We start from the raw sequence: 23,210 nt of genomic DNA, 5'->3' as shown, positions 1-23,210 counted from the left end.
CATTTAAATTGTGCGGATACCAGTAAGCCTATTTAATTAAAATCATTGTGCTGTGTGCTTATTTACGCAAATAAGGGCGACGGTGGCATTTTTTCATTATAACCGGAATTTTTTGTGCAATAAGGGCTTGTATGTCTGCAAAAATTCTGTGAGTAAGGAATCGATATGCAGCGACTCTACAATATAATATCAGGATTGCAGATACAATAATCACAAGCGACAATTACTAAGAAGAAGCCAAATTGTATCTGTCACTACTCACACTAATGCCGATTAACCGGCCCTCCTAGCAGAATTTTCTAGAGCACCTGTCTTCATCCATTCTTCTGATTTACCCACAACTCTCAAATTACTGAATATTAAATTCCAGACACTATCCAGCAAATCTTTAAAAACAAAATAGTTTTGTATAATTTCAATGAAACAGCACACAATATTTACCAAAAAAAGAGGGATGAAATGAAACGAATTGAAAGATGGCTGTTATCGCTACTGTTCATCCATGGTGTGTTATTAATTTTGACGCAATTACTCATTCAACAAACCGATGTTCATGTTTATCTAAATCCAATATATGAATATTTAGGAGTTTTTGAGGAAGGCGATGATAATATTTTAAAAACGTTAGACCATGTTTTGGATAATGTGTTATCATTTTAATGATACCTATGATAATGTAATAAGGGGTTATTATTTAGGTTAGGCTTAAGGTGATTATGGAGAGGAATGAAGGTTTTGGAAGCAAAAAAAATAGCTATTGCAATCGATGGCCCGGCCGCTGCGGGGAAAAGCACGGTTGCGAAAAAAGTGGCTAGTCGACTGTCATACATATATATAGATACAGGGGCGATGTATCGCGCAATAACGTATAAAGCAATCAACAACGAAATCGATTTTGAAGATGAACATGGTCTCCAACAGTTGCTATTAGACACCACTATTGAACTAGAACAAGCGGAGGATGGACAAAACGTCCTGCTGGATAACGAAGATGTCACAAGAGATATTCGTAACCAACAGGTTAATAATTATGTTTCCCACGTTGCGAAGCATCCGCTTGTACGAGAAGAAATGGTAAAAAGGCAGCACCAACTTGCTGCGAAGCGAGGAGTAGTAATGGATGGAAGGGACATAGGGACACATGTCATTCCCGATGCGGAAGTGAAAATATTTTTAATTGCATCTGTTGGGGAACGAGCCCTTCGAAGACACAAAGAAAACTTAGAAAATGGTTTTCCATCAGACCTTAAGGGATTAGAGAAAGAAATTGCGACACGTGATCAAATTGATTCTGAAAGAGAGGCATCTCCTTTAGTAAAAGCGGAGGATGCTGTTGAAGTAGATACAACATCTCTTTCAATTAATGAAGTCGTCGAACAAATTCTCAAAATCGCTGATCAACGAATGGGAGAGCGAAGTGAATGAGTTTATATAAGTTTGCTAAATTTGTCGTTGGTATACTTTTAAGGGTATTATATCGAGTTAAAGTTGTTGGCATAGAAAATATTCCGAAGCAAGGTCCTGTTATTATTTGTTCTAATCACATTTCAAATTTTGATCCACCGCTCGTTGGCGTTACAGCCTCGCGTGATATATTTTTTATGGCCAAGGAAGAATTATTTAGTAAGAAATGGTTAAGGGCTTTGCTGATTAAACTTCATGCATTTCCAATCAAACGTGGAATGAAGGATCGTAATGCGCTCAGGCAGGCGTTAGGAATATTAAAAGAAGGTAATACTTTAGGTTTATTTCCTGAAGGCACACGTAGTAAATCAGGTCAATTAGGTGAAGGGTTAGCTGGTGCTGGTTTTTTTGCAGTACGTTCAGAGGCATACATTGTACCTTGTGCTATCATTGGGCCGTATAAATTATTTCAACCATTAAAAATTGTTTATGGAAAGCCAATGGATATGCAGGCTTATCGAGAGAATAAAGCTTCTGCTAAAGAAGTAACAGATGCAATCATGAATGAAATAAAAATTCTTATAGAAAAACAACAATAGTACTACCTATTACTTGACAAAAAGACTGAAATGTTAGAAGTTAGAAAAAAGGATAATAAGTTAGTTGTTGGAAATCGAAGGAGGATTTTTTCATGGATGAATTGAATAACGAAATTCCAGAAGTTAAAGCGTATGAGGTTGGGGACACTGTATCAGGTAAAGTAGTGAAAGTAGAAGACAAGCAAGTGCTTGTTGATATCGGGTACAAAGTAGAGGGCATCATTCCTATTAGTGAATTATCTAGTCTCCATATAGATACATGTTCTGACGCTGTAAGTGAAGGTGATGAGCTTACGTTAAAAGTTAAAAAGGCAGAGGATGACGAGGTTATTTTGTCTAAACGTGCCGTTGATGCGGACAAAGCATGGGATGATCTGGAAGAAAAATTCAATAACGAGGTTATCTTTGAAGCAGAAGTGAAGGATGTTGTTAAAGGCGGACTGGTTGTTGATGTTGGTCTTCGTGGCTTCATTCCAGCTTCTTTAGTGGAAAGCTATTATGTTGAAAGTTTTGACGACTATAAAGGTAAAAACCTTTCATTAAAAGTTGTTGAGCTAGACCGCACACAAAACCGAGTAATCCTTTCACACCGTGCAGTAGCAGAAGCGGAAGAAGCTTCTAAAAAGCAGGAAGTATTAGGTAATATTGAAGCTGGTAGCGTACTTGACGGTACTGTGCAACGTATAACTAACTTTGGTGTGTTTGTCGATATTGGTGGGATTGATGGTTTGGTCCACATTTCACAACTATCACATGACCACGTAGAAAAAGCTTCTGATGTAGTGGAAGAAGGTCAAGTAATTAAGGTGAAGGTATTATCTGTCGATCGTGACAATGAGCGTATCTCCCTATCATTAAAAGAAACACAGCCTGGACCTTGGGATAATATCGAAGAGCGTGTCCAAGTTGGTAACGTGTTAGATGGTACTGTTAAACGTCTAGTTAATTTTGGAGCGTTTGTAGAAGTATTACCTGGTGTTGAAGGATTAGTTCATATTTCTCAAATTTCGAATGAGCATATCGGCACACCACAAGAAGTACTAAAAGAAGGTCAAACTGTTCAAGTCAAGGTACTTGATGTGGACAATTCTGAGAAACGTATTTCATTAAGTATTAAAGAGCTTGAGCTTGAACAGCATAAAGCAGACTTAAAGCAATATGAAAAAGAAGATGATCATTCAGGGTTCCAATTAGGTGATATGATTGGTAACAAACTAGACAAGTATAAATAAAATAAATTAATCATAGAAAACTGGTGGATACCAAATTTATCTACCAGTTTTTTGGTTTTTTTGTAAATTTTGTTTAGGAATTCAAAGTTATGCTTAATAGTGTCCTAACCGCTACTAATGAAAACTAGCCCTTTTGATGGCAAGCATCAGCCTCTCCTTACCACAAAGAACGCTTTCTGCGAGGTCTCAAGGATGTTCCTTTCACGACGAAGTGGCGTATTTATCCTCAGATTATATAGTTTTCGTCTAGCGGTCTCATATCCTCTTATTTCGCATGAAATTCAAGTTTTAATAATACCACACCCTTATTTATCAATATCAGCCCACAGAAACAACAATGTCAGTCAAATAAGTGCGCTGGAGGTCGCACAATTCTAATTGTGCCTCTTATGTCACACTTTTGACCGCAAAGCCTATTTCTCCCTGGGCACTCGTTTCCACAAACTACTCATCAACCTTATACCACCATCCTGGAATTACCACCGTCGCATTACAGCCATACAATTTTCATATCAAGCAGTTTCTAATGTTTAGAGCGTTACGTGAAAAGACATAATGCTAAGGGTAGGTGGTGTTATGACAGGTATATTATTCTATTGGATTGCATGGATGCTGTGGGTAATTACTACATTTTTAATGAGAAAAAGTTTTAAAAGAACATTTTTAGCTGCAGGAATATTAATAACGATACTAAGTTCACAACTTGTTTTAGATTTTAATGGGGTTAAAGTGAATGTATCAATCGCCATTATTTTTATTTGGACAATTATTGCACTAGCAAAACAATCGGATTGGTTTCTATCAATATTTCGATGCTTGTGTATTGTTTTTGGATACATAGGAATTCTGTTTTGGGAACAAATTACACCTGTATGGATGATTGCATCGAGAGAATTGATTTTGCCTCTTGTTGGATTGGTGGCACTATGGGTATTGTCGAGTTCTAATCATGAGAGAGTTGTTATTTGGTGTATGGGAACGACAACTGGTGAAGTGTTGCACAGTTTCATTCTGCAGAGCTATGGGTTTCAAGAAGTGATTGGTGATATGGCCTTTTTTGATACGCTATTTGTAGGATTAGGCTTTCTTAGCATCACTTTTATCCTCAAAGAAATAAAGTTAAGGATGGATCTATTAATTCAAATCGTAGAAAAACAGAAAAAAGGAGTGAATCCATGAATGAATATACATTCCCTATACTATTTGGTGTGGTCTTAGGAACAATTGGACGTATGGTTATGCTGCGGACGGATTATAGGCAATATCCAACCTATTTGCATGGTAAGATTATACATATGTCCCTAGGGTTTATCGCAGCAGGTTTGGGAGCAGTGGCGGTCCCGGCTATAATGGAAAAAGAATTTACGGCTGTAACTTTTTTAACGATTGCCGCTTCTCAATTTAGGGAAGTTAGAAATATGGAACGAAATACATTGTCAGAGCTTGATGATTATGAACTAGTGCCTAGAGGCAAAACCTATATAGAAGGGATTGCTGTTGCCTTTGAAGGGCGCAATTATTTAGTCATATTCACTTCTTTTATTGTTACACTTAGTTATTTGGTTTGGAACGCTGGACTTGCGATTGTTGCCGCCATTGGTTGTTTTTTTCTTATTAAAAAATTGATGAGTGGCTCAACGTTAAAAGATATTGTCGATATTCAATATAATGAGTTACATTTTGATGGGGCTGGCTTATATGTCGACAATATATACATTATGAACATTGGTCTTCCGGATCGTCAAGCAGAGATTTTGAGATATGGGATGGGATTTATTCTTACTCCTAAAAATTTTGATGTTCGTTCTACGATCGCAAATCTAGGGCAGAGACAGGCGATTCTGCATGATGTATCGGTAACGATGGGGGTATTCCGTGATTCTGGTACACCAGCACTAGTACCGTTGATCAAACGCGATTTAGACGATGGCAGAATTGGTGTGTTCATTCTTCCCCAAGATAAAGATATTGAAAAGGCAGTAAAAGTTATTGGTGCAGTGCCAGTATTAGAAAATGCAATACGAATTCCTTCTGAATCAAAAGCATCCAAGAAGGAGGGCAAATAATAATGAATATTGAAAAAGCGGTACTGTCTGTGATTACGACAAACGAAAAGAAAATAGCAGGTGGAGCTCCTATATTCCTTTGTGACACGAAAGAAGAAATGAATAATGTAGCGGCAAATTTAGAAGCAATTTTAGATGGCATAAGTCATGCGCTAAGCGACGATATGTACATTATTGTTAAGCATTAACAGACATGAACTGAAATAAATCCCTGTACTTCCAAAAAATGATTTGTTTATCATTTCCTATTTTGCTAAAATAGTAAAGTTAAATATCTTTGTGAAATATAAGAAAGGATGTACCTTTCATGCGTAAATCTGTAGTTGCAATTGTAGGTAGACCAAATGTTGGAAAATCAACTATTTTTAATAGAATTGTTGGAGAGCGAATATCAATAGTTGAAGATATTCCTGGAGTTACACGTGATCGAATTTATTCAAGCGCAGAATGGCTGACAACTGATTTCAACTTGATTGATACAGGTGGAATTGAACTTGGTGATGAGCCGTTACTCGTGCAAATGCGCGAACAAGCAGAAGTTGCCATAAATGAAGCTGATGTAATCATTTTTATGGTGAATGGAAGAGAAGGCATAACGGCAGCAGATGAAGAAGTTGCTAAATTGTTATTCCGCTCTAATAAACCGATTGTGCTTGGTGTAAATAAAGTGGACAACCCAGAAATGCGGGATCAGATTTATGAATTTTATTCATTAGGATTCGGGGAACCGTACCCTATTTCTGGAACCCATGGTTTAGGTTTGGGCGATTTATTAGATGCCGTTATTAAGCATTTCCCGGAGATGGAACAACAAGAACCGGATGAAGATACGATTTACTTTAGTTTAATTGGTCGACCGAATGTTGGTAAGTCTTCATTAGTTAATGCCTTGCTTAACCAGGATCGAGTTATTGTTTCTGATATTGCAGGTACAACGAGAGATGCTGTGGATACACCATTTATGAAAGAAGATCGTGATTTCGTTATTATTGACACAGCTGGGATGCGTAAGCGAGGAAAAATTTACGAATCGACAGAAAAGTATAGTATTTTACGTGCCTTAAAAGCGATTGAGCGGTCCGATGTTGTACTTACGTTAATTGATGCGGAAGAAGGTATTATCGAACAAGATAAAAAGATAGCGGGCTATGCGCACCAAGCAGGTAAGGCTGTTGTAATTGTCGTAAACAAATGGGATACGGTTGAATCGGATGAAAAAGCGATGAAAGCTTTTGAAGATAAAGTACGAGCACATTTTCAATTTTTGGATTATGCACCAATTGTGTTTTTATCTGCAAAAACGAAAAAGCGTATACATACGTTGGTACCTAAAATTATCTTGGCTAGTGAAAATCACTCGAAGCGAGTCGAAACGAATGTATTAAATGATGTGATCATGGATGCATTAGCGGTGAATCCGACACCGACTGTCAAAGGGCAAAGACTTAAAATTCTTTATACGACACAAGTCTCTGTAAAACCGCCCGGCTTTGTTGTATTTGTAAACGATCCAGAGCTAATGCACTTTTCGTATGAGCGTTTCTTAGAAAATAAAATCAGAGAAGCATTTGGTTTTGAAGGAACGCCAATTAAAATCTTTGCTAGGAGAAGGCAATAGGGGGGAAGTAGCTTGGAAAAGATAGCTGTATTAGGAGCGGGAAGCTGGGGAACGGCTTTAGCGTTAGTATTGGCGGAAAATGGCCATGATGTTCGCTTATGGACACATAAAAAAAATCAGGCAGATGAAATAAATGAAACACGTCAAAACAGTAAGTATCTCGCGGGCATCACGATTCCTACAACTATTACTGCTTATTACGAGCTAGATAAGGCAGTACAAGACGTTACGAGCGTCCTCCTTGTAGTTCCAACAAAAGCAATACGAGATGTATGCCGTCAATTAAGTACGGTGCTCGATGATCCTGTAACATTAGCACATGGAACAAAGGGGATCGAACCAGGTACATTAAAGCGGGTTTCAGAAATGATAGAAGAAGAAATGCCGCGTCACTTGTATAAAGAAGTTGTCATTCTGTCGGGGCCGAGTCATGCGGAAGAAGTTAGTGACAGGCAACCGACAACCGTTACCGCTTCTTCAAATGACATGAAAGAAGCGGAATATGTTCAGGATTTATTTATTAATGAGAATTTCCGAGTATACACAAGCCTAGATATGGTCGGTGTGGAACTCGGTGGTGCGCTGAAAAATATAATTGCATTAGGTGCAGGCATTTCTGATGGTCTTGGCTATGGAGATAATGCAAAAGCAGCATTAATGACACGCGGACTAGCAGAAATTGCTCGTCTAGGCACCTCTATGGGTGCAAATCCGTTAACATTTATCGGATTGTCAGGTGTAGGTGACTTAATTGTTACGTGTACGAGCGTGCATAGTAGAAACTGGCGAGCCGGCAATTTATTAGGTAAGGGGAAGCAGCTAGACGAGGTCTTAAAGCAAATGGGCATGGTCGTTGAAGGAGTGCGTACGACAAAAGCGGCTTATGAATTCGCTGAAAAACAAGGGATTGAGATGCCAATCACTTATGGAATTTATCAAATATTATTTAAACAAGCAAAACCAAAGGACGTTGTTGACCAGTTAATGACTCGTCATCGCCGCCATGAGATGGAAGATTTATCGAACATTCTAACAAATCGTTATTCTAATTAACACGTCACGCACTCTTTGCATATGCTATTCTGAATGATTAATGCAAGGAGGAGTGTACGTGAGCGACTTTCAAAAGAACATGTTTGATCATATTAATAAAAATTCAGGAATTAAACCAGATGAAATTTTAAAAGTAGCTAATTCCGTTCAAAACGCTGATTTTTCTGACGAGAAAACAGTGCGAAGATTAGTAAAGCAATTATCCAAAATGGCAAATAAGCCAATGTCAAAGGAAAAAGAAGACAAACTTGTGAAATCCATTACTAACAGTAAAATGCCTAAAGATATGAATACATTGAGTCAATTATTTAAAAAATAACCAGAACTGGGCATATGAGGATGCAAACTAGAATTTGCTCGCATAATATAAATCGCACAAGCATTCATTTTAGGGTTGCTTTGGGTATTATTTAGTCACGCCGGGATAGAGTGCCCCTTCTATCTCGGTTATTTTTTTTCGCGCGATATATGGTGTGTTAAAAGGTATGTTAATCCGTGACTCTGTCAGCGATGCATGCTGAAACCGTACTACATACCCTTATTTACGGTGAATAAAGGACGCTAGTATAAACTTAGTCTATATTAATTAATCATGCGTCACAATGCTTATGAGGCTATTCTTCCTGCATGTCTATTTATTTATGTTATAATATTTGAAGCAAAATAAGAAAAATAGAAGGAGTGATCCTATGTCAGAGGCAATGTTGAATATGTACATATCATTTGCTGGAATAATTTTTTTAATACTTGCCATCGGCTTAATCTTACTTAGTAGAAATAAATTAAAAGGTTTTTTCTCTATGATTACAGCAATGCTAGCTTATATATTTTTAATTGTTGGTGGACTGATTATTTTTTACATCGTGTTCAATCCGGCAGCATAGGAGGAACTTATGAAGCGTGTTATCTTGTTTCCATTAGTCATAATCGCACTTCTGTTAAGTGGTTGTATGTATCCTAGTGGACAATTATCTAAAAATCAAGTACCAAATGAAATTCAGTTGGAAATGGTTCAACGTGCAATTAGTCAGTATGCAGAAAACAACAACGGTTTATTGCCGATAAGAACGAAAGATATGGATACACCAATATTCCAAAAATACCTGATTGAATTCACAAAATTGAAAGAGCAAGGATTGCTAGACAGCACACCAGGAACGGCTTTTGAAAACGGTGGTGTATATCAATATGTAATAATTACACCTGAAGATAATCCAACTGTAAAAGTAATTGATTTACGACTAGCGGAGCAGATTAGAAGTCTGCAAACAAGTATCAATCTATATCGCTCAGAACATTCTTACCCACCTTTCGGTGAGGAAGTAGAGGACGGTATGTATAAGATTAATTATGAAAAAATTGGACTAGACCATGATCCATATGTCGTAAGCCCATATTCAGGTATAAATTTACCGATTGTAATGGATACAAATGGACAAGTTCAGATTGATTATCGATCAGATCTCTATGACGCATTACAAACTTATGAGCATAATTATGAAAAAGGCGATGATATACGTTACTTATTAACGGATCATTATCCATTTGCGCCTGCATATTCTCTGCCGTATACAGTTATTGATGGTGAACCGCATTTCCTAATTGATGACACTGCAGTAAGATAAATAATCAAAGGAATAATAGTACCCTTGCCGCATATAATGTGGCAAGGGTTTTTTTAATGCACACAATGCATCTTGAATATTTATGCATTAGCAACACTAGTACGAACGTGAGAAATATTCGAAAGCATAAGGTGGCAAAGTAATCGGAAATCACAGTTTTTTTTATGTTTTCAAATAAACAAGTCATAATCTAGTAGGACAACGTCATAGACTCTTATTGTTAAGGATTCGTAAGTTTATGGCGAAGTAGATCGGGAGGGGATCATTTGGAAAGAGTTGATATTTTTAAGGATATCTCGAAACGGACCAATGGGGATATTTATCTTGGTGTAGTTGGGGCTGTACGCACGGGTAAATCAACTTTCATTAAAAAATTTATGGATTTAGTGGTGTTGCCTAACATTGAAGATGAGGCAGAAAGAGCAAGAGCACAGGATGAATTACCACAAAGTGCAGCTGGAAGAACGATTATGACAACTGAACCCAAGTTTATCCCAAACAAAGCAGTTTCTCTAAAAGTGGACGATGGATTGGATGTTAATGTTCGTTTGGTTGACTGTGTTGGATATACAGTCAAGGGTGCACAAGGTTTCGAGGATGAAAATGGCCCAAGGATGATTAACACACCGTGGTATGAGGAGCCAATTCCATTCCATGATGCAGCTGAAATTGGTACGAGAAAAGTAATTCAAGAACATTCAACATTAGGCGTTGTCGTAACGACAGATGGATCATTTGGTGATATTCCGCGAGCAGATTATCTAGATGCTGAGGCTCGTGTTATCGAAGAGCTTAAAGAAGTTGGCAAACCATTTGTGATGGTCGTTAACTCCGTAAAACCATACCATCAGGATACGGAACTATTGCGCCAAGAGTTAGCCGAAGAACATGACATTCCGGTTATCGCAATGAGTGTAGAAAACATGACAGAGCACGATGTGTATAACGTGCTACGAGAGGCATTATATGAGTTCCCGGTACTAGAAGTGAACGTGAATTTGCCAAGCTGGGTAATGGTTTTAAATGATCAGCATTGGTTAAAAGAAAATTATCAATTATCGATTCAAGAAACAGTGAAGGATATTAAACGACTTCGTGATGTGGATCGAGTAGTAGGTAATTTTAGTGCCTATGATTATATCGAAGAAGCTAAATTATCAGGCATGGAAATGGGTGAAGGTGTAGCTGAGATTGACCTTCAAGCCCCTGATTATTTATACGACCAAGTGTTAAAAGAAATTGTTGGTGAAGAAATAAGAGGAAAAGATCACCTTTTACAGCTGATGCAAGATTTTGCTAATGCCAAACGCGAATACGATCAAGTTGCAGATGCACTCCAGATGGTAAAGCAAACGGGATATGGAATCGCTGCGCCTACACTAGAGGATATGAAACTAGATGAACCTGAAATCATTCGTCAAGGCTCTCGCTTTGGGGTTAGGTTGAAAGCTGTTGCGCCTTCGATTCATATGGTAAAGGTAGAGGTCGAATCAGAATTTGCACCGATAATTGGCACAGAGAAACAAAGTGAAGAATTAGTTCGATATTTAATGCAGGATTTTGAAGAAGATCCATTGTCAATTTGGGAATCGGACATCTTTGGTAGGTCGTTAAGTTCCATTGTACGAGAAGGCATTCAAGCTAAATTGTCTTTAATGCCAGAAAATGCAAGATATAAATTAAAAGAAACCTTAGAGCGAATTATTAACGAGGGCTCTGGGGGCTTAATAGCAATTATTCTTTAGCGGCTGATTATCGGCCGCTATTTTTCTTTTTAATAAAAATGTTTTTCGTAATGTTTGTAATATTTTTGATTCATAATTGAACTAATATCCGTCGTAGTTTGGAGAGTGCTTGCGCCGCTCCGGAAATCCACTTCGCGCACCATAGGGGGGCTAGTGAGCCTCCTCGCGCGTTCGCGTTGCGCGGGTTATCACTTACGCAGTTCTTTATAGACTACAGGTTAAAATCGTCCTTGTCGGACAACGCCTGCATGACCCTTGCCGGGCCTCAGGAGTATAAGTGGATTTCCTCCGCTGCTAACGGGATTTCTCCTTACGTTGGGTGATTGGAGTTCAAGGCAGTCGATCCTCGAAAATGAAAACCGCATTTTCTTCGTGCGGTGTAACTCGGGGAAGTTAATTCAAAGTCCTGCGGGACAGCACTAGCTGAAGATCCACTAGAGAAGCGCACTTTGGGCCTGCGAATACTCGGCCCACCGAAAACATTTGCTTCTGAGTTAGCTGAAGCCGTGCCTGTTTAAAGAAAAACGCTTTAAACTAGCGAAAGGCGACTGCCTGGAGCGGAAATCACGGGCACTACGTTACGACGGAGTTTAGCATTTTTACGCAATTACAGCATTATTTACGAAAACAAGCCTTTTGGGAAAATACAAAAAATCATGTAAATCCACAGCAAACCCTGTAATATCAATAGTTGTAACCTCTTGCATAAGATTTCCAATTATGATAACATGCAGTTAAATTGAGCGGCGATCTCAATCGGTAATTTCAACAAAAATTTAATAATCTTGTTGTTTTTTGTTGAATTCCCGAAAGAACTCGTATATTATAAGCCTTGTCATCTTAAAATTTGATGGCAGGATGTATAAAATCTAGAAAAATGGTGAACAAATGGAAATATATCCATATTGTTCGAATACAGGTGAAGATTCGGGAGGAGGTGAATATCATGAATAAAACTGACCTAATTAATTCAGTAGCTGAAAAAAGCGAACTATCTAAAAAAGATGCGACAAAAGCTGTAGATGCAGTTTTTGAATCTATCATGGATTCACTTAAAAATGGTGATAAAGTACAGTTAATTGGTTTCGGTAACTTTGAAGTACGTGAACGTGCTGCTCGTAAAGGACGTAATCCACAAACAGGTGATGAAATTGAAATCCCTGCAAGCAAAGTACCGGCATTTAAACCAGGTAAGGCCCTTAAAGATACTGTAAAATAATTTTACATACGGGCTTGTAAAAAAGGATGCGTTCTAAACGCATCCTTTTTTTATGGATAAAAATATTACCGCTTTACTTTCAAAACTTCTGTTTTCGTTGTAGTATTGTGTTATATGTCTCTGATTAAGCTGTGGAGAATAACTTATAAACGTATGATAGGACGACGTGAATAAAAGTATGCTATAATATTGTTTAATTATATTCGGGTGAGATGCGAGAAGGGCTTGGGTGATGAATGTGACAACAACTGATTTAACGATAGAAAACCTAAAACAATCCATTGAAAACCATATGAAGCATTCTTATATCGAAAAATTTATCAAAAAGCCCGTCATCGACGAAGATAAGTTATTTCTATTATCTGCTATCATTCAACATACAAACGTATCGATACATAAACAAAAAAATTATATTATTACAACAATGCTAGTGCAGATCGCATTAGACACACACGATTTAGTAACGATGAGCGATGCCGCAGAGGAAAGTGATGATAAAAGAAAGACACGTCAGCTTACTGTTCTTGCTGGTGATTATTACAGTGGACTATATTACCATTTGCTTTCAAAGCTTGAAGATATCTCGATGATTCGAACACTGGCTTCAGCAATTAAAGAAATCAATGAATATAAAATGCATATTTACTATAAAGAATTTGAAAGTCCCGAAGCATTTTTTGATGCCTGGAATCAGGTGGACTCACTACTGATTCAACGCATTTCAGAACATATAAACAAACCAGTTATAATCGAATTTGCTAAGAACTGGTTGCTTTTAACGAGACTAATTCGGGAAAAGAATAGTTTTAATGAAACACATACGTCACCTTTTGTTGAACTTTTGACACAAGGACCGGCACTTCAATTGAGCGACAAACAGTTTATACAAACAATTGACCAATGTATCCAACGGTATGCTGCGAAAGTAAATGAATCTGTGTCGCAACTACCAGAATCATTTAACATGCTCAGAACTTATATTATTAATAGACTGCCTGTTTATTTTAATAAACGGAAGATGGTAACGGAAGAAGGTTAACAACATGGAGCAAGGATCAAAAGAACAACGCGTACATCATGTATTTGAAAAAATATATAACAGATATGATTTTATGAACTCCGTAATTTCCTTCCAAAGACATAAGGCATGGCGTAAGAGTGTTATGAAGTATATGAAAGTAATCGAGGGAGATTCTACTCTTGATGTTTGTTGTGGAACTGGTGATTGGTCCCTTGCTCTTTCAGAAGCTGTCGGTGAAACTGGTAAGGTAATCGGATTAGATTTCAGCAAAAACATGCTTTCTATTGGTGAACAAAAAAAGCAAGAATTGAAAATTGACCAGTTAGAATTTGTGCATGGAAATGCGATGGAGCTTCCTTTTGAGGACAATATGTTTGATTATGTAACAATTGGTTTTGGATTAAGAAATGTTCCTGATTACATGCAAGTGCTTCAGGAAATGAAACGTGTCGTGAAGCCAGGTGGAAAGGTTGTTTGTTTAGAAACCTCACAGCCGACTTTATTTGGATTTCGTCAGCTGTATTATTTATATTTCAGATACATTATGCCGTTTTTTGGCAAAATGTTTGCTAAAAGCTATAAAGAGTATGCATGGCTATATGAATCAGCAAAAGATTTTCCAGGAAAGCAAGAGCTAAAGCAGATGTTTGAATCTGTTGGGCTAACCAATGTAACCGTTAAAAGCTATACAGGTGGTGTAGCAGCGATGCATTTGGGAGAAAAGCCACGATAATTTTGTAAAGGTGACTTACATGAAACTGGCGATGACCTATTCTTATTTAAAACAAGATTTAGATGAAATTGAACGCGTACTGAATCAAACGATTCATGCAAAGCATCCTGTATTACGTGATGCTTCCATCCAATTGTTACAAGCTGGAGGCAAAAGGCTTAGGCCAGTGTTTGTTCTAGTTTCTGGCATGTTTGGCAACTATGATTTCGACAGAATGAAAACTGTTGCGGTTAGCTTAGAGTTAATTCATATGGCTTCATTAGTTCATGATGATGTTATTGATGAGGCGGAATTGCGCAGAGGTGAGCCAACAGTTAAGGCGAAGTGGGACAATCGAATAGCGATGTATACTGGCGATTATATATTTGCCCGTTCGTTGGAATATTTATCAACTTTAGATGATCCCAAAGCTCACCGAATCTTAGCGGAAACAATTGTGCAATTGTGTGTTGGTGAAGTAGAACAAATTCAGGACAAATATCAAATGGATCAAAATTTGCGAGATTACTTGCGAAGAATTAAACGAAAAACTGCTTTGCTAATTTCTTCAAGCTGTAGATTAGGTGCAATTGCTTCAGGTGTATCACTCGCGCATGAAAGAGCACTTTATCGATATGGTTATTATGTGGGCATGTCTTATCAAATCATCGATGATATATTAGATTTCACTTCTACAGAAGCAGCCCTCGGTAAGCCAGCTGGAAGTGACTTGCTTCAAGGTAACATTACATTACCGGTTTTATTCGCGATGGAAGATAAACAATTTTCAGCCAAATTAAAAGAAGCGTTACATCAACCAGATCAATTAACACCTGAGTCAATTCGTCCTTTTATTGATTATATAAAGAGCTCTGGTGCTATTGAGCGTTCTTATAAGGTGAGTGAACGTTATTTAACGAAAGCTTATGAATCATTGCAAGTATTGCCTGCTGGTAAGGCAAAAAAAACGTTGCGTGATATAGCGCTATACATAGGGAAACGAAAAACATAAACGATTGTCATTTTTACTAATCTTTGCTAAAATTTAATCGACTTCATGAATAACGCTTACATAACTGATAATAGAAGAGGTGTCGATGATGGAAAAAACATTTTTAATGGTTAAGCCAGATGGTGTGCAGAGAAATTACATAGGTGATATCGTTTCAAGATTAGAAAATAAAGGATACAAGCTTGCGGGTGCTAAACTAATGATGATTACAGAAGATTTAGCAAAAACGCACTATGCAGAGCATGTTGAAAAGCCTTTCTTTCCAACGTTGTTAGATTTTATAACTGCTGGACCTGTATTTGCTATGGTTTGGGAAGGTGAGAATGTCATTGCTGCTGCTCGTGTACTTATGGGGAAAACAAACCCGCAAGAAGCTTTGCCAGGTACAATCCGCGGTGATTACGGTGTATCGGTAACAAAAAACATTATCCATGGTTCCGATTCATTGGAAAGTGCTGAACGTGAGATTAAGTTATTCTTTAAGGAAGAAGAGTTAGTCGAGTATACAAAAGATAATAGCGCTTGGATCTAAAAAAACATGCATAGTAAAGCTGCCCCATCAGAGTATTCATTCGACTGGGGCAGCTTTTTTCAACCAAAAGAGATTAACAGACATATTTGGCCGCTTTTTAAAACCATGAATTATTACTGAAAGAAACTACCTAGCTCTTATGTTTTTAGAAAAGTGTGAATTTATCGCTTTTTTTAAAGCATTGTTGCACACAGGAACTATAAGGTATGGTATAGTTATACAAAATTACACCAAAATCACAACTTTACGGGGGGAAATTACATGCGCTATTTAACTGCAGGAGAATCTCATGGGAAACAATTAACTACTATTATAGAAGGACTTCCCGCTTTAATGCCGTTAACGCAAGATAATATAAATGATTCTTTATTAAGAAGACAAAAAGGTCACGGTCGTGGCAAGCGAATGCAAATAGAGAAGGATTTAGTCGATATTGTCGGAGGCGTAAGGCATGGTTATACGCTTGGTTCACCTATTGCAATGGTAATACATAATGATGATTTCAAACATTGGATTGATGTTATGGGAGAAGATCCCGTACCTGTAGACCAAAAAATTAGAAGAACGGTAACAAGACCGCGTCCAGGTCATGCGGATTTGAACGGTGCTATGAAATATGGTCATCGTGACATTCGTAATGTATTAGAACGTTCTTCTGCAAGAGAGACAGCAGCACGAGTAGCTGCAGGAGCTGTTGCGAAAACATTGTTGGCACAGTTAGGAATTAACATCGTTGGATACGTAAGAGAAATTGCAGGTATTGAAGCAACGGAACGCCCAGATTTAAGCATAGCAGATAAAAAAGAGATTTCAGAGGATTCTCCTGTTCGTTGTTTGGATCCTGTCGCAGGTCAAGAAATGATGGATGCGATTGATAAAGCAAAAAAAGACGGCGATTCGATCGGCGGGGTAACAGAAGTGTATGTGGAAGGAATGCCGGCTGGTATTGGCTCTTATGTTCATTACGATCGCAAGTTAGACGGACGAGTTGCTGGAGCAGTGTGTAGCATCAATGCATATAAAGGTGTCGAATTTGGTATTGGCTTTGAAGCTGCTCGTAAAAATGGAAGCCAGGTCCATGACGAGATTGCCTGGGAGAAAGAAACGGGCTACTACCGTAAGACGAATCGTCTCGGCGGTTTTGAAGGCGGTATGACAACTGGAATGCCAATTATCGTAAAAGGGGTAATGAAGCCAATTCCAACCTTGTATAAGCCACTACAAAGTGTCGATATCGACTCAAAAGAAGCTTTTAATGCGAGCATTGAACGTTCGGACTCGTGTGCGGTACCTGCAGCGGCAGTTGTAATGGAACATGTAGTTGCTTTTGAATTAGCAAAAGCTATTTTGGAACAGTTTCCGCATGATCAATTTCCTAAACTTCAGGAAGCGATAAAACAATATCGAGAAGAAACTAGGTGCTTCTAATGCAAGCGATCTCGATTACGACTAGTAGTAACAAATACGAGGTATCTGTTGGTACTGGGTTACGTCTTAATATAGGTACATTTTTGACAAAGCAGTATAGCAGCATATTAATCGTTACAGACAGTACAGTTGCTCCATTATATCTACTTGATGTAAAGAATGGTTTTGAAAATCCCGACAAGGTATTTGAGACAATTGTTCCTGCTGGTGAAGCATCTAAAAGTCAAACAGTCTATTTTGATTTGATTACTAAAGCAATCGAATTTGGCTTAGATCGACAGTCTTTAATTATTGCTCTTGGTGGAGGCATGATTGGTGATTTAGCTGGTTTTGTGGCGTCAACATACATGAGAGGAATTGATTTTATCCAAGTTCCTACTTCCATACTTGCACACGATAGTAGTGTTGGAGGGAAGGTGGGCATCAATCATCCTGAGGGGAAAAATTTAATAGGTAGTTTTTATCCACCTCAAGCAGTCATTTATGATGTAGAGATGCTGACAACACTTCCGGAACAAGAGAAAAGATCTGGCTACGCAGAAATCGTTAAACATGGTTTAATTAGTGACCAAGCATTTTTTACTAGCGTGATAGATACAAATATTATGTCGAACTTAACTGATCAATTATTAACAGAACATCTTGTAAAAGGTATCAACGTAAAAGCTACGATTGTTGAACAAGACGAGAAAGAAAGCAATGTCCGCAAATATTTAAACCTTGGTCATACATTAGGACATGCGATTGAAGCTGAGCTTGGCTATGGTAAGATAACGCATGGAGAGGCAGTGGCAATTGGTATGTTATTCGCGCTTCGAGTGAGTGAGTCTTTTTACAAAATATCGTTGCCGTATGATCAACTGAACGAATGGCTGCAGACCAATGATTACCCGCTGCAGATTGAACAACTAGATCAACAGTCTTTATTACAAAGGATGAAAAAAGATAAGAAATCAACACAACAAAAGGTGCAAATGGTTTTACTTCGGAAAATTGGTGAACCGACTGTGGAATTTGTTGAGGATGGTTTCCTGGTGCAACAGTTAGACAACTTTTTTAGTGAGCTGGTGATATGATGATTCGAGGAATAAGAGGGGCAACAACAGTTTCAGAAAATACGTCAGAATTAATTATTGAAAATACGAAAAAGTTAATAGAAGAAATGGCTGAACTTAATAGTGTTCATCCGGAGGATATTGCTTCTGTCATGATCTCTGCAACTGCAGATATAGATGCAGATTTTCCAGCCAAATCTCTTCGTATGATTGAAGGCTGGAAATACGTACCTGTTATGTGTATGCGCGAATTAGATGTGAATAATAGTCTAGAACGCTGTATACGAATTATGATGACAGTAAATACAACGTTGACACAGCATGCGATTCAGCATGTCTATCACAATGAAGCGATTAAACTAAGACCTGATCTGCTAAGTTAGAGGAGGATTCACATCAATGAAAGAGAAGCGTGTTTTTGATCAAATGCGGGCATATACGCCTGGTAAACAGATCGAGGAAGTAAAAAAGGAATTCGGTTTAGATCGAATCGTAAAACTAGCTTCAAATGAAAATCCGTTTGGTTTTTCTGAAAAAGTTAGACAAACTATTTCCGATGAAGTGTCTAGCCTGGAAATTTATCCGGATGGCTATGCCACAGAGCTAAGAAGTGCATTAGCAGAACGTTTACAAGTAGACGGTGAGCAACTCGTGTTTGGTTGTGGGTCTGATGAAGTTGTTACAATTATTTGCCAAACTTATTTAGAATCTGGCACGAATACGATTATGGCTACGCCTACCTTCCCGCAGTATCGCCACAATGCGTTAGTGGAAGGTGCGGAGATTAGAGAGGTCCCACTGATAGATGGCTACCATGATTTAGACGGTATGTTAGAAGCGGTTGATGAAGATACACAAGTAATCTGGCTTTGTTCTCCGAATAATCCAACTGGTTGTTTAATTAATCAAGCACAGTTCAACAGCTTTATGGAGAAGTGCCCTGCACATGTACTTGTCGTGATGGATGAAGCTTACGTCGAATACATTGAAACGGATGATTATCCTGATACGATTCAAGCACTGAACAAATACCCGAACTTAATTACCTTACGTACATTCTCAAAGGCTTACGGATTAGCAGGTTTACGGATTGGTTATGGTGTAGCGAGTAAAGCAATTACAAAGCTACTTAATATCACGAGAGGTCCGTTTAATACGACAAGTCTTGCACAAAAGGCGGCATTAGTTTCCATTCAGGATGAAACATTTTTAAAAGAAATTACAGCGAAGAATATAGAAAACAAACAAGCTTTTCTGCAGTTTTGTGATGAAATCGGACTATCGTATTACGATTCACAAGCAAACTTTGTTTTTGTGAAATTACCAATTAGTGGTGATGAGCTATTCCAATACTTAATGAGTAAAGGGTTCATCGTTCGGTCAGGAGAAGCGTTAGGGCATCCAAACGGGGTTCGAATAACAATTGGGGATAAACAGGATATGGAAGAAATGCAAGCTTTGATTAAAGCTTATTTAGCATCTTCTAAAGAGGAGAGTCTACGGTGACAAAAAAGGTACTGATCGCCGGTTTAGGACTAATCGGCGGTTCTTTAGCGATAAATATTAAACAGTCGGGTAATTTTCATTTAATCGGCTATGATGTGAGTGATCAAACACTAGATTATTGTATGATGAATGGAATTATTGATGAAGCGTATCATGAATTTACAGAGGCGGCTGTGCAGGCGGATTTTATCCTGCTAGCCGCTCCTGTTTCAAAAACAGTAGAGTTAATTGCACAGATAAATGAAATTAAATTTAAAAAGCCCGTAATTGTGTCTGATGTGTCGTCTGTAAAAGGATCAATTATGGAAGCTGCTAGTAGAATTACTTCAGAACAAGTAACATTCATTGGTGGCCATCCAATGGCTGGCTCTCATAAAAAAGGTATTCAAGCTGCAAAAGGACATCTATTTGAAAATGCTATTTATATTTTAACTCCTATACATGGGTGTACTACGACAGATTTGGATGCTTTAAAACAAGTGTTATTAACTACGAAAAGTAAATTTCTAATACTTGAGCCAAAGGAACATGACGAGATGACTAGTGTTATTTCCCATTTCCCGCATTTAATTGCGTCTGCACTTGTTCACCAAGCAAAAAACTGGCAGCCCACACATGCTTATATTCCTAAGCTTGCAGCAGGGGGGTTCAGGGATATTACAAGAATCGCTTCAAGTAATCCATCGATGTGGCAGGATATATTTTTTCAAAATAGACAGGTGATGAGCAATTTATTGTCTGACTGGGTTGAAGAAATGTCGAATTTAAAAAATCTGCTTGATACAGGTGATAAATTTTCTATGTATCAGTACTTAGAACAAGCAAGGGAATACCGTGATGGGTTAGATAGTCAGAAGAAAGGTGCAATACCTGCTTTTTATGATCTTTATGTAGATATTGCCGATCAGCCCGGTGCGCTTCTACGTGTGATTGAAGTGCTTGCAAATAAGGATATTAGTATAAACAATATTGAAATTCTCGAAATACGTGAAGGTATTACAGGTGTGTTACGATTAAGCTTTTCTGATAAGAAGGTTCAGTCAGAAAGTAAAACAATCTTAACGGATCATGGTTACGAGACGATGATCGCAGACTAGGAGGATATCGATGACAATAAAAAAGTTGCATCCATCACATGCAAGCTTGCGTGGTGAGCTTAAAGTTCCAGGTGACAAGTCGATTTCACATCGTTCTGTTATTTTTGGTTCGTTAGCGAATGGTAGAACGACAATTACTAACTTCCTAGACGGGGAAGATTGCATGCGTACGATCCATGCATTTCAGCAAATGGGTGTATCTATCGAAATAAATGACCAAACTATTACCATCGATAGTAAAGGTATAGCTAATTTACAAGAACCGATAGAGCCTATTAACCTTGGTAATTCCGGAACAACTGCGCGATTGCTTCTAGGTGTGCTAGCTGGCTTGCCGTTCCATTTCACATTATTTGGTGATGAATCATTAACAAAACGACCGATGGACCGGGTTGCTGTTCCATTGCGCGAAATGGGCGCGATTATTGACGGCAGGGAAAACGGGAAGTATTTACCCTTATCGGTACGTGGCGGTCACCTTTCTAGTATTTCCTTTGAAACGCCTGTGAAAAGTGCACAAGTAAAATCTGGAGTTTTACTAGCAGGCTTATTAGCTGAAGGTGTTACTTCTGTTGCGGAAAAAACAACAACAAGAGATCATACAGAAAACATGCTACAGGCATTCGGTGTGAAAATTGAAAAGCAAAACAACCATATTAGTATCGAAGGAAAGCAACAACTTGCTGGCATTGATATTGAGGTTCCTGGTGATATATCATCCGCAGCGTTCTTCCTAGCAGCTGCAGCTATAACAGAAGGTAGTCAGTTAACAATAAAGGATGTCGGATTAAACCTTACACGTACTGGAATTGTTGATGTACTAAAACAAATGGGGGCGAATATGGAAGTTGTCGAGGAACGGTCTATTGGAGGAGAGGCAATTGGTAGAATTACTATTTCTTCAAGCGCACTTCAAGGACAAGTAATTGAAGGCGATATTATTCCAAGAGTGATTGACGAGATTCCATTAATTGCGCTGTTAGCGACACAAGCAAAAGGTCGAACGATAATTCGGGATGCAGAGGAATTGCGCTTTAAAGAAACGGACCGTATTGCTACTGTAGTTAATACGTTACAAGCTTTAGGTGCTACCATTGAAGCGACAGATGATGGCATGATTATTACCGGAAACACGGAGCTTAAAGGTGGAGATGTTGATTCTTATGGAGATCACCGAATTGGTATGATGATTGCGATTGCTTCCTTAGTAGCAAAGGATACGATCTACTTAAATAATCCAGCATGTATCGCAGTTTCTTATCCGAAGTTTTTTGAAGATCTCGAAAAAATATCTAGATAATTAGAATAGAATAAGCTAAACCTTCATACCTTGTACAAATCCAAAAGGAGAGGATAGGTATGGGGGTTTATTATTTTTATAGTGATTATATATACAACGAAGGTACGTGGCGATCGTCTTATGTTAGTGTAGAAGGTGAGAAGTTTGTTCGCAACATCAACAGAAAAAAATCTGCATGGGAAATGGATGTGAGTTCTTTTTGGATTGGACCAGGAAAGGTTTATGTCGATGTTGAAGAACCATTATATGATCTAGTCGATATTGAGCATACAGGAAAAAAGTACATGTATCGTGGCTGCACACTTCTTATTAGTCAATTTCCAATTAAACATAGCTTACACTACAAGCAACCGTTCATTAACTTCAAGAAGAAATTGTCTTCACTATCTATAGACTACATGGTAGTTCCAAGAATTCCTCTTAGTGTCTTGAGAACTGAGCATATCCGTTACTTCGGTCGAGTAAAAGTCCCATTTATTATCGTTGAGGCACGTAGTATAGACGAAATGCTGCAAATTAAATGGGAATGGATGGAGGCAGCTCAAAGCTTCTCAGGAATACCGATTGTTTGTACTCATGCTCCCTCTCGTAAACCACAAAAAGAAGTAATAGAAGTTTGGGAAAATATTTGTGACTATTATAAGATCCATACATTGAACGAACCGATCACTGAATTTCCTCTCTCAAATGAATCCTTGCGTTTGGCAGGAATTTCACCATTCAAGGGTGAATACTTTCATCAAGGATATGCAGATTATAATCTTTTTCAGTTTGAAAAATCCCCAATTATTGATGAACACTCTAAATTTAGATATCATAAAGCTATTCCTATTGTTACTGTTTCGAAAGGACAAGTAATAAAATCAAGTAATTTAATCGAGTTAGAAGAAGAGGTACAAGGGAGTTATCGGAAAATATCGATACCTCGTCACTTCCTCCCTTCGTAAGATACTAATGTTAACCTAGGGTTTGTTTAGAAAGGACGG

Annotated in this window: 25 protein-coding genes; all 25 read left to right on the top strand. The window is 38.1% G+C overall.

Annotated features, from left to right (window positions below; translation table 11 throughout):
• The first annotated feature begins 459 nt into the window (after positions 1 to 459).
• The 25 genes from ACI6MV_RS04325 to ACI6MV_RS04205 all read left to right on the top strand — a co-directional run bounded on the left by ACI6MV_RS04325 (position 460) and on the right by ACI6MV_RS04205 (position 23,171).
• Positions 460 to 660, top strand: a complete 201-nt coding sequence (locus ACI6MV_RS04325) for a DUF5359 family protein (protein ID WP_407268715.1) — start codon at positions 460 to 462, stop codon at positions 658 to 660.
• A gap of 75 nt (positions 661 to 735) precedes the next feature.
• Positions 736 to 1,425: a (d)CMP kinase gene (gene cmk / locus ACI6MV_RS04320; protein WP_407268714.1), complete on the top strand. Its 690-nt coding sequence runs from the start codon at positions 736 to 738 to the stop codon at positions 1,423 to 1,425.
• On the top strand, positions 1,422 to 2,003 hold the full coding sequence (locus ACI6MV_RS04315) for a lysophospholipid acyltransferase family protein (RefSeq protein WP_407268713.1): 582 nt from the start codon (positions 1,422 to 1,424) through the stop codon (positions 2,001 to 2,003). The genes cmk and ACI6MV_RS04315 overlap by 4 nt, the downstream gene beginning before the upstream one ends.
• Before the next feature lie 92 nt (positions 2,004 to 2,095).
• A complete protein-coding gene (gene rpsA / locus ACI6MV_RS04310) occupies positions 2,096 to 3,235 on the top strand; it encodes a 30S ribosomal protein S1 (protein WP_407268712.1) in 1,140 nt (379 codons plus the stop codon).
• 576 nt (positions 3,236 to 3,811) lie between these two features.
• On the top strand, positions 3,812 to 4,414 hold the full coding sequence (locus ACI6MV_RS04305; RefSeq protein ID WP_407268711.1) for a YphA family membrane protein: 603 nt from the start codon (positions 3,812 to 3,814) through the stop codon (positions 4,412 to 4,414).
• A complete protein-coding gene (locus ACI6MV_RS04300; RefSeq protein WP_407268710.1) occupies positions 4,411 to 5,301 on the top strand; it encodes a YIEGIA family protein in 891 nt (296 codons plus the stop codon). The genes ACI6MV_RS04305 and ACI6MV_RS04300 overlap by 4 nt, the downstream gene beginning before the upstream one ends.
• Before the next feature lie 2 nt (positions 5,302 to 5,303).
• A complete protein-coding gene (locus ACI6MV_RS04295; protein ID WP_407268709.1) occupies positions 5,304 to 5,489 on the top strand; it encodes a capping complex subunit for YIEGIA in 186 nt (61 codons plus the stop codon).
• Between the two features lie 119 nt (positions 5,490 to 5,608).
• Positions 5,609 to 6,919 (top strand): ribosome biogenesis GTPase Der, encoded by a 1,311-nt coding sequence (der, locus tag ACI6MV_RS04290; RefSeq protein ID WP_407268708.1) that lies wholly within the window; start codon positions 5,609 to 5,611, stop codon positions 6,917 to 6,919.
• 12 nt (positions 6,920 to 6,931) lie between these two features.
• The gene (locus ACI6MV_RS04285) at positions 6,932 to 7,972 is read left to right on the top strand and encodes an NAD(P)H-dependent glycerol-3-phosphate dehydrogenase (protein ID WP_407268707.1); all 1,041 of its coding nucleotides are present in this window, start codon (positions 6,932 to 6,934) and stop codon (positions 7,970 to 7,972) included.
• 58 nt (positions 7,973 to 8,030) lie between these two features.
• The gene (locus ACI6MV_RS04280) at positions 8,031 to 8,291 is read left to right on the top strand and encodes a stage VI sporulation protein F (protein ID WP_407268706.1); all 261 of its coding nucleotides are present in this window, start codon (positions 8,031 to 8,033) and stop codon (positions 8,289 to 8,291) included.
• Between the two features lie 370 nt (positions 8,292 to 8,661).
• Positions 8,662 to 8,856, top strand: a complete 195-nt coding sequence (locus ACI6MV_RS04275; protein ID WP_407268705.1) for a DUF2768 family protein — start codon at positions 8,662 to 8,664, stop codon at positions 8,854 to 8,856.
• A gap of 9 nt (positions 8,857 to 8,865) precedes the next feature.
• Entirely contained in the window at positions 8,866 to 9,597 is a 732-nt protein-coding gene (locus tag ACI6MV_RS04270) for a hypothetical protein (RefSeq protein ID WP_407268704.1), read from the top strand.
• A gap of 266 nt (positions 9,598 to 9,863) precedes the next feature.
• A complete protein-coding gene (spoIVA, locus tag ACI6MV_RS04265; RefSeq protein WP_407268703.1) occupies positions 9,864 to 11,342 on the top strand; it encodes a stage IV sporulation protein A in 1,479 nt (492 codons plus the stop codon).
• A gap of 946 nt (positions 11,343 to 12,288) precedes the next feature.
• Positions 12,289 to 12,561, top strand: coding sequence for an HU family DNA-binding protein (locus tag ACI6MV_RS04260; RefSeq protein WP_407268702.1), 273 nt, complete (start codon positions 12,289 to 12,291; stop codon positions 12,559 to 12,561).
• A gap of 232 nt (positions 12,562 to 12,793) precedes the next feature.
• Positions 12,794 to 13,600, top strand: a complete 807-nt coding sequence (locus tag ACI6MV_RS04255) for a heptaprenyl diphosphate synthase component 1 (RefSeq protein WP_407268701.1) — start codon at positions 12,794 to 12,796, stop codon at positions 13,598 to 13,600.
• Between the two features lie 4 nt (positions 13,601 to 13,604).
• Positions 13,605 to 14,315 (top strand): demethylmenaquinone methyltransferase, encoded by a 711-nt coding sequence (menG, locus tag ACI6MV_RS04250; RefSeq protein ID WP_407268700.1) that lies wholly within the window; start codon positions 13,605 to 13,607, stop codon positions 14,313 to 14,315.
• A gap of 19 nt (positions 14,316 to 14,334) precedes the next feature.
• A complete protein-coding gene (gene hepT / locus ACI6MV_RS04245) occupies positions 14,335 to 15,306 on the top strand; it encodes a heptaprenyl diphosphate synthase component II (RefSeq protein WP_407268699.1) in 972 nt (323 codons plus the stop codon).
• A gap of 88 nt (positions 15,307 to 15,394) precedes the next feature.
• Complete coding sequence (ndk, locus tag ACI6MV_RS04240; RefSeq protein WP_407268698.1) at positions 15,395 to 15,838, top strand: nucleoside-diphosphate kinase; 444 nt, start codon at positions 15,395 to 15,397, stop codon at positions 15,836 to 15,838.
• A gap of 261 nt (positions 15,839 to 16,099) precedes the next feature.
• Positions 16,100 to 17,266, top strand: a complete 1,167-nt coding sequence (aroC, locus tag ACI6MV_RS04235) for a chorismate synthase (protein WP_407268697.1) — start codon at positions 16,100 to 16,102, stop codon at positions 17,264 to 17,266.
• On the top strand, positions 17,266 to 18,342 hold the full coding sequence (aroB, locus tag ACI6MV_RS04230) for a 3-dehydroquinate synthase (RefSeq protein ID WP_407268859.1): 1,077 nt from the start codon (positions 17,266 to 17,268) through the stop codon (positions 18,340 to 18,342). The genes aroC and aroB overlap by 1 nt, the downstream gene beginning before the upstream one ends.
• Entirely contained in the window at positions 18,342 to 18,704 is a 363-nt protein-coding gene (aroH, locus tag ACI6MV_RS04225) for a chorismate mutase (protein WP_407268696.1), read from the top strand. The genes aroB and aroH overlap by 1 nt, the downstream gene beginning before the upstream one ends.
• 16 nt (positions 18,705 to 18,720) lie before the next feature.
• On the top strand, positions 18,721 to 19,827 hold the full coding sequence (hisC, locus tag ACI6MV_RS04220) for a histidinol-phosphate transaminase (RefSeq protein WP_407268695.1): 1,107 nt from the start codon (positions 18,721 to 18,723) through the stop codon (positions 19,825 to 19,827).
• Positions 19,824 to 20,924, top strand: coding sequence for a prephenate dehydrogenase (locus ACI6MV_RS04215; protein ID WP_407268694.1), 1,101 nt, complete (start codon positions 19,824 to 19,826; stop codon positions 20,922 to 20,924). The genes hisC and ACI6MV_RS04215 overlap by 4 nt, the downstream gene beginning before the upstream one ends.
• 10 nt (positions 20,925 to 20,934) lie before the next feature.
• The gene (gene aroA / locus ACI6MV_RS04210) at positions 20,935 to 22,224 is read left to right on the top strand and encodes a 3-phosphoshikimate 1-carboxyvinyltransferase (RefSeq protein WP_407268693.1); all 1,290 of its coding nucleotides are present in this window, start codon (positions 20,935 to 20,937) and stop codon (positions 22,222 to 22,224) included.
• 59 nt (positions 22,225 to 22,283) lie between these two features.
• Positions 22,284 to 23,171 (top strand): hypothetical protein, encoded by an 888-nt coding sequence (locus ACI6MV_RS04205; RefSeq protein WP_407268692.1) that lies wholly within the window; start codon positions 22,284 to 22,286, stop codon positions 23,169 to 23,171.
• Positions 23,172 to 23,210: the final 39 nt, after the last annotated feature.

Origin of the sequence: Radiobacillus sp. PE A8.2, from assembly GCF_045635475.1 — a bacterium.
Lineage (GTDB): Bacteria > Bacillota > Bacilli > Bacillales > Amphibacillaceae > JBJGXI01.
This window is presented reverse-complemented; position numbering and strand designations above follow the sequence as displayed.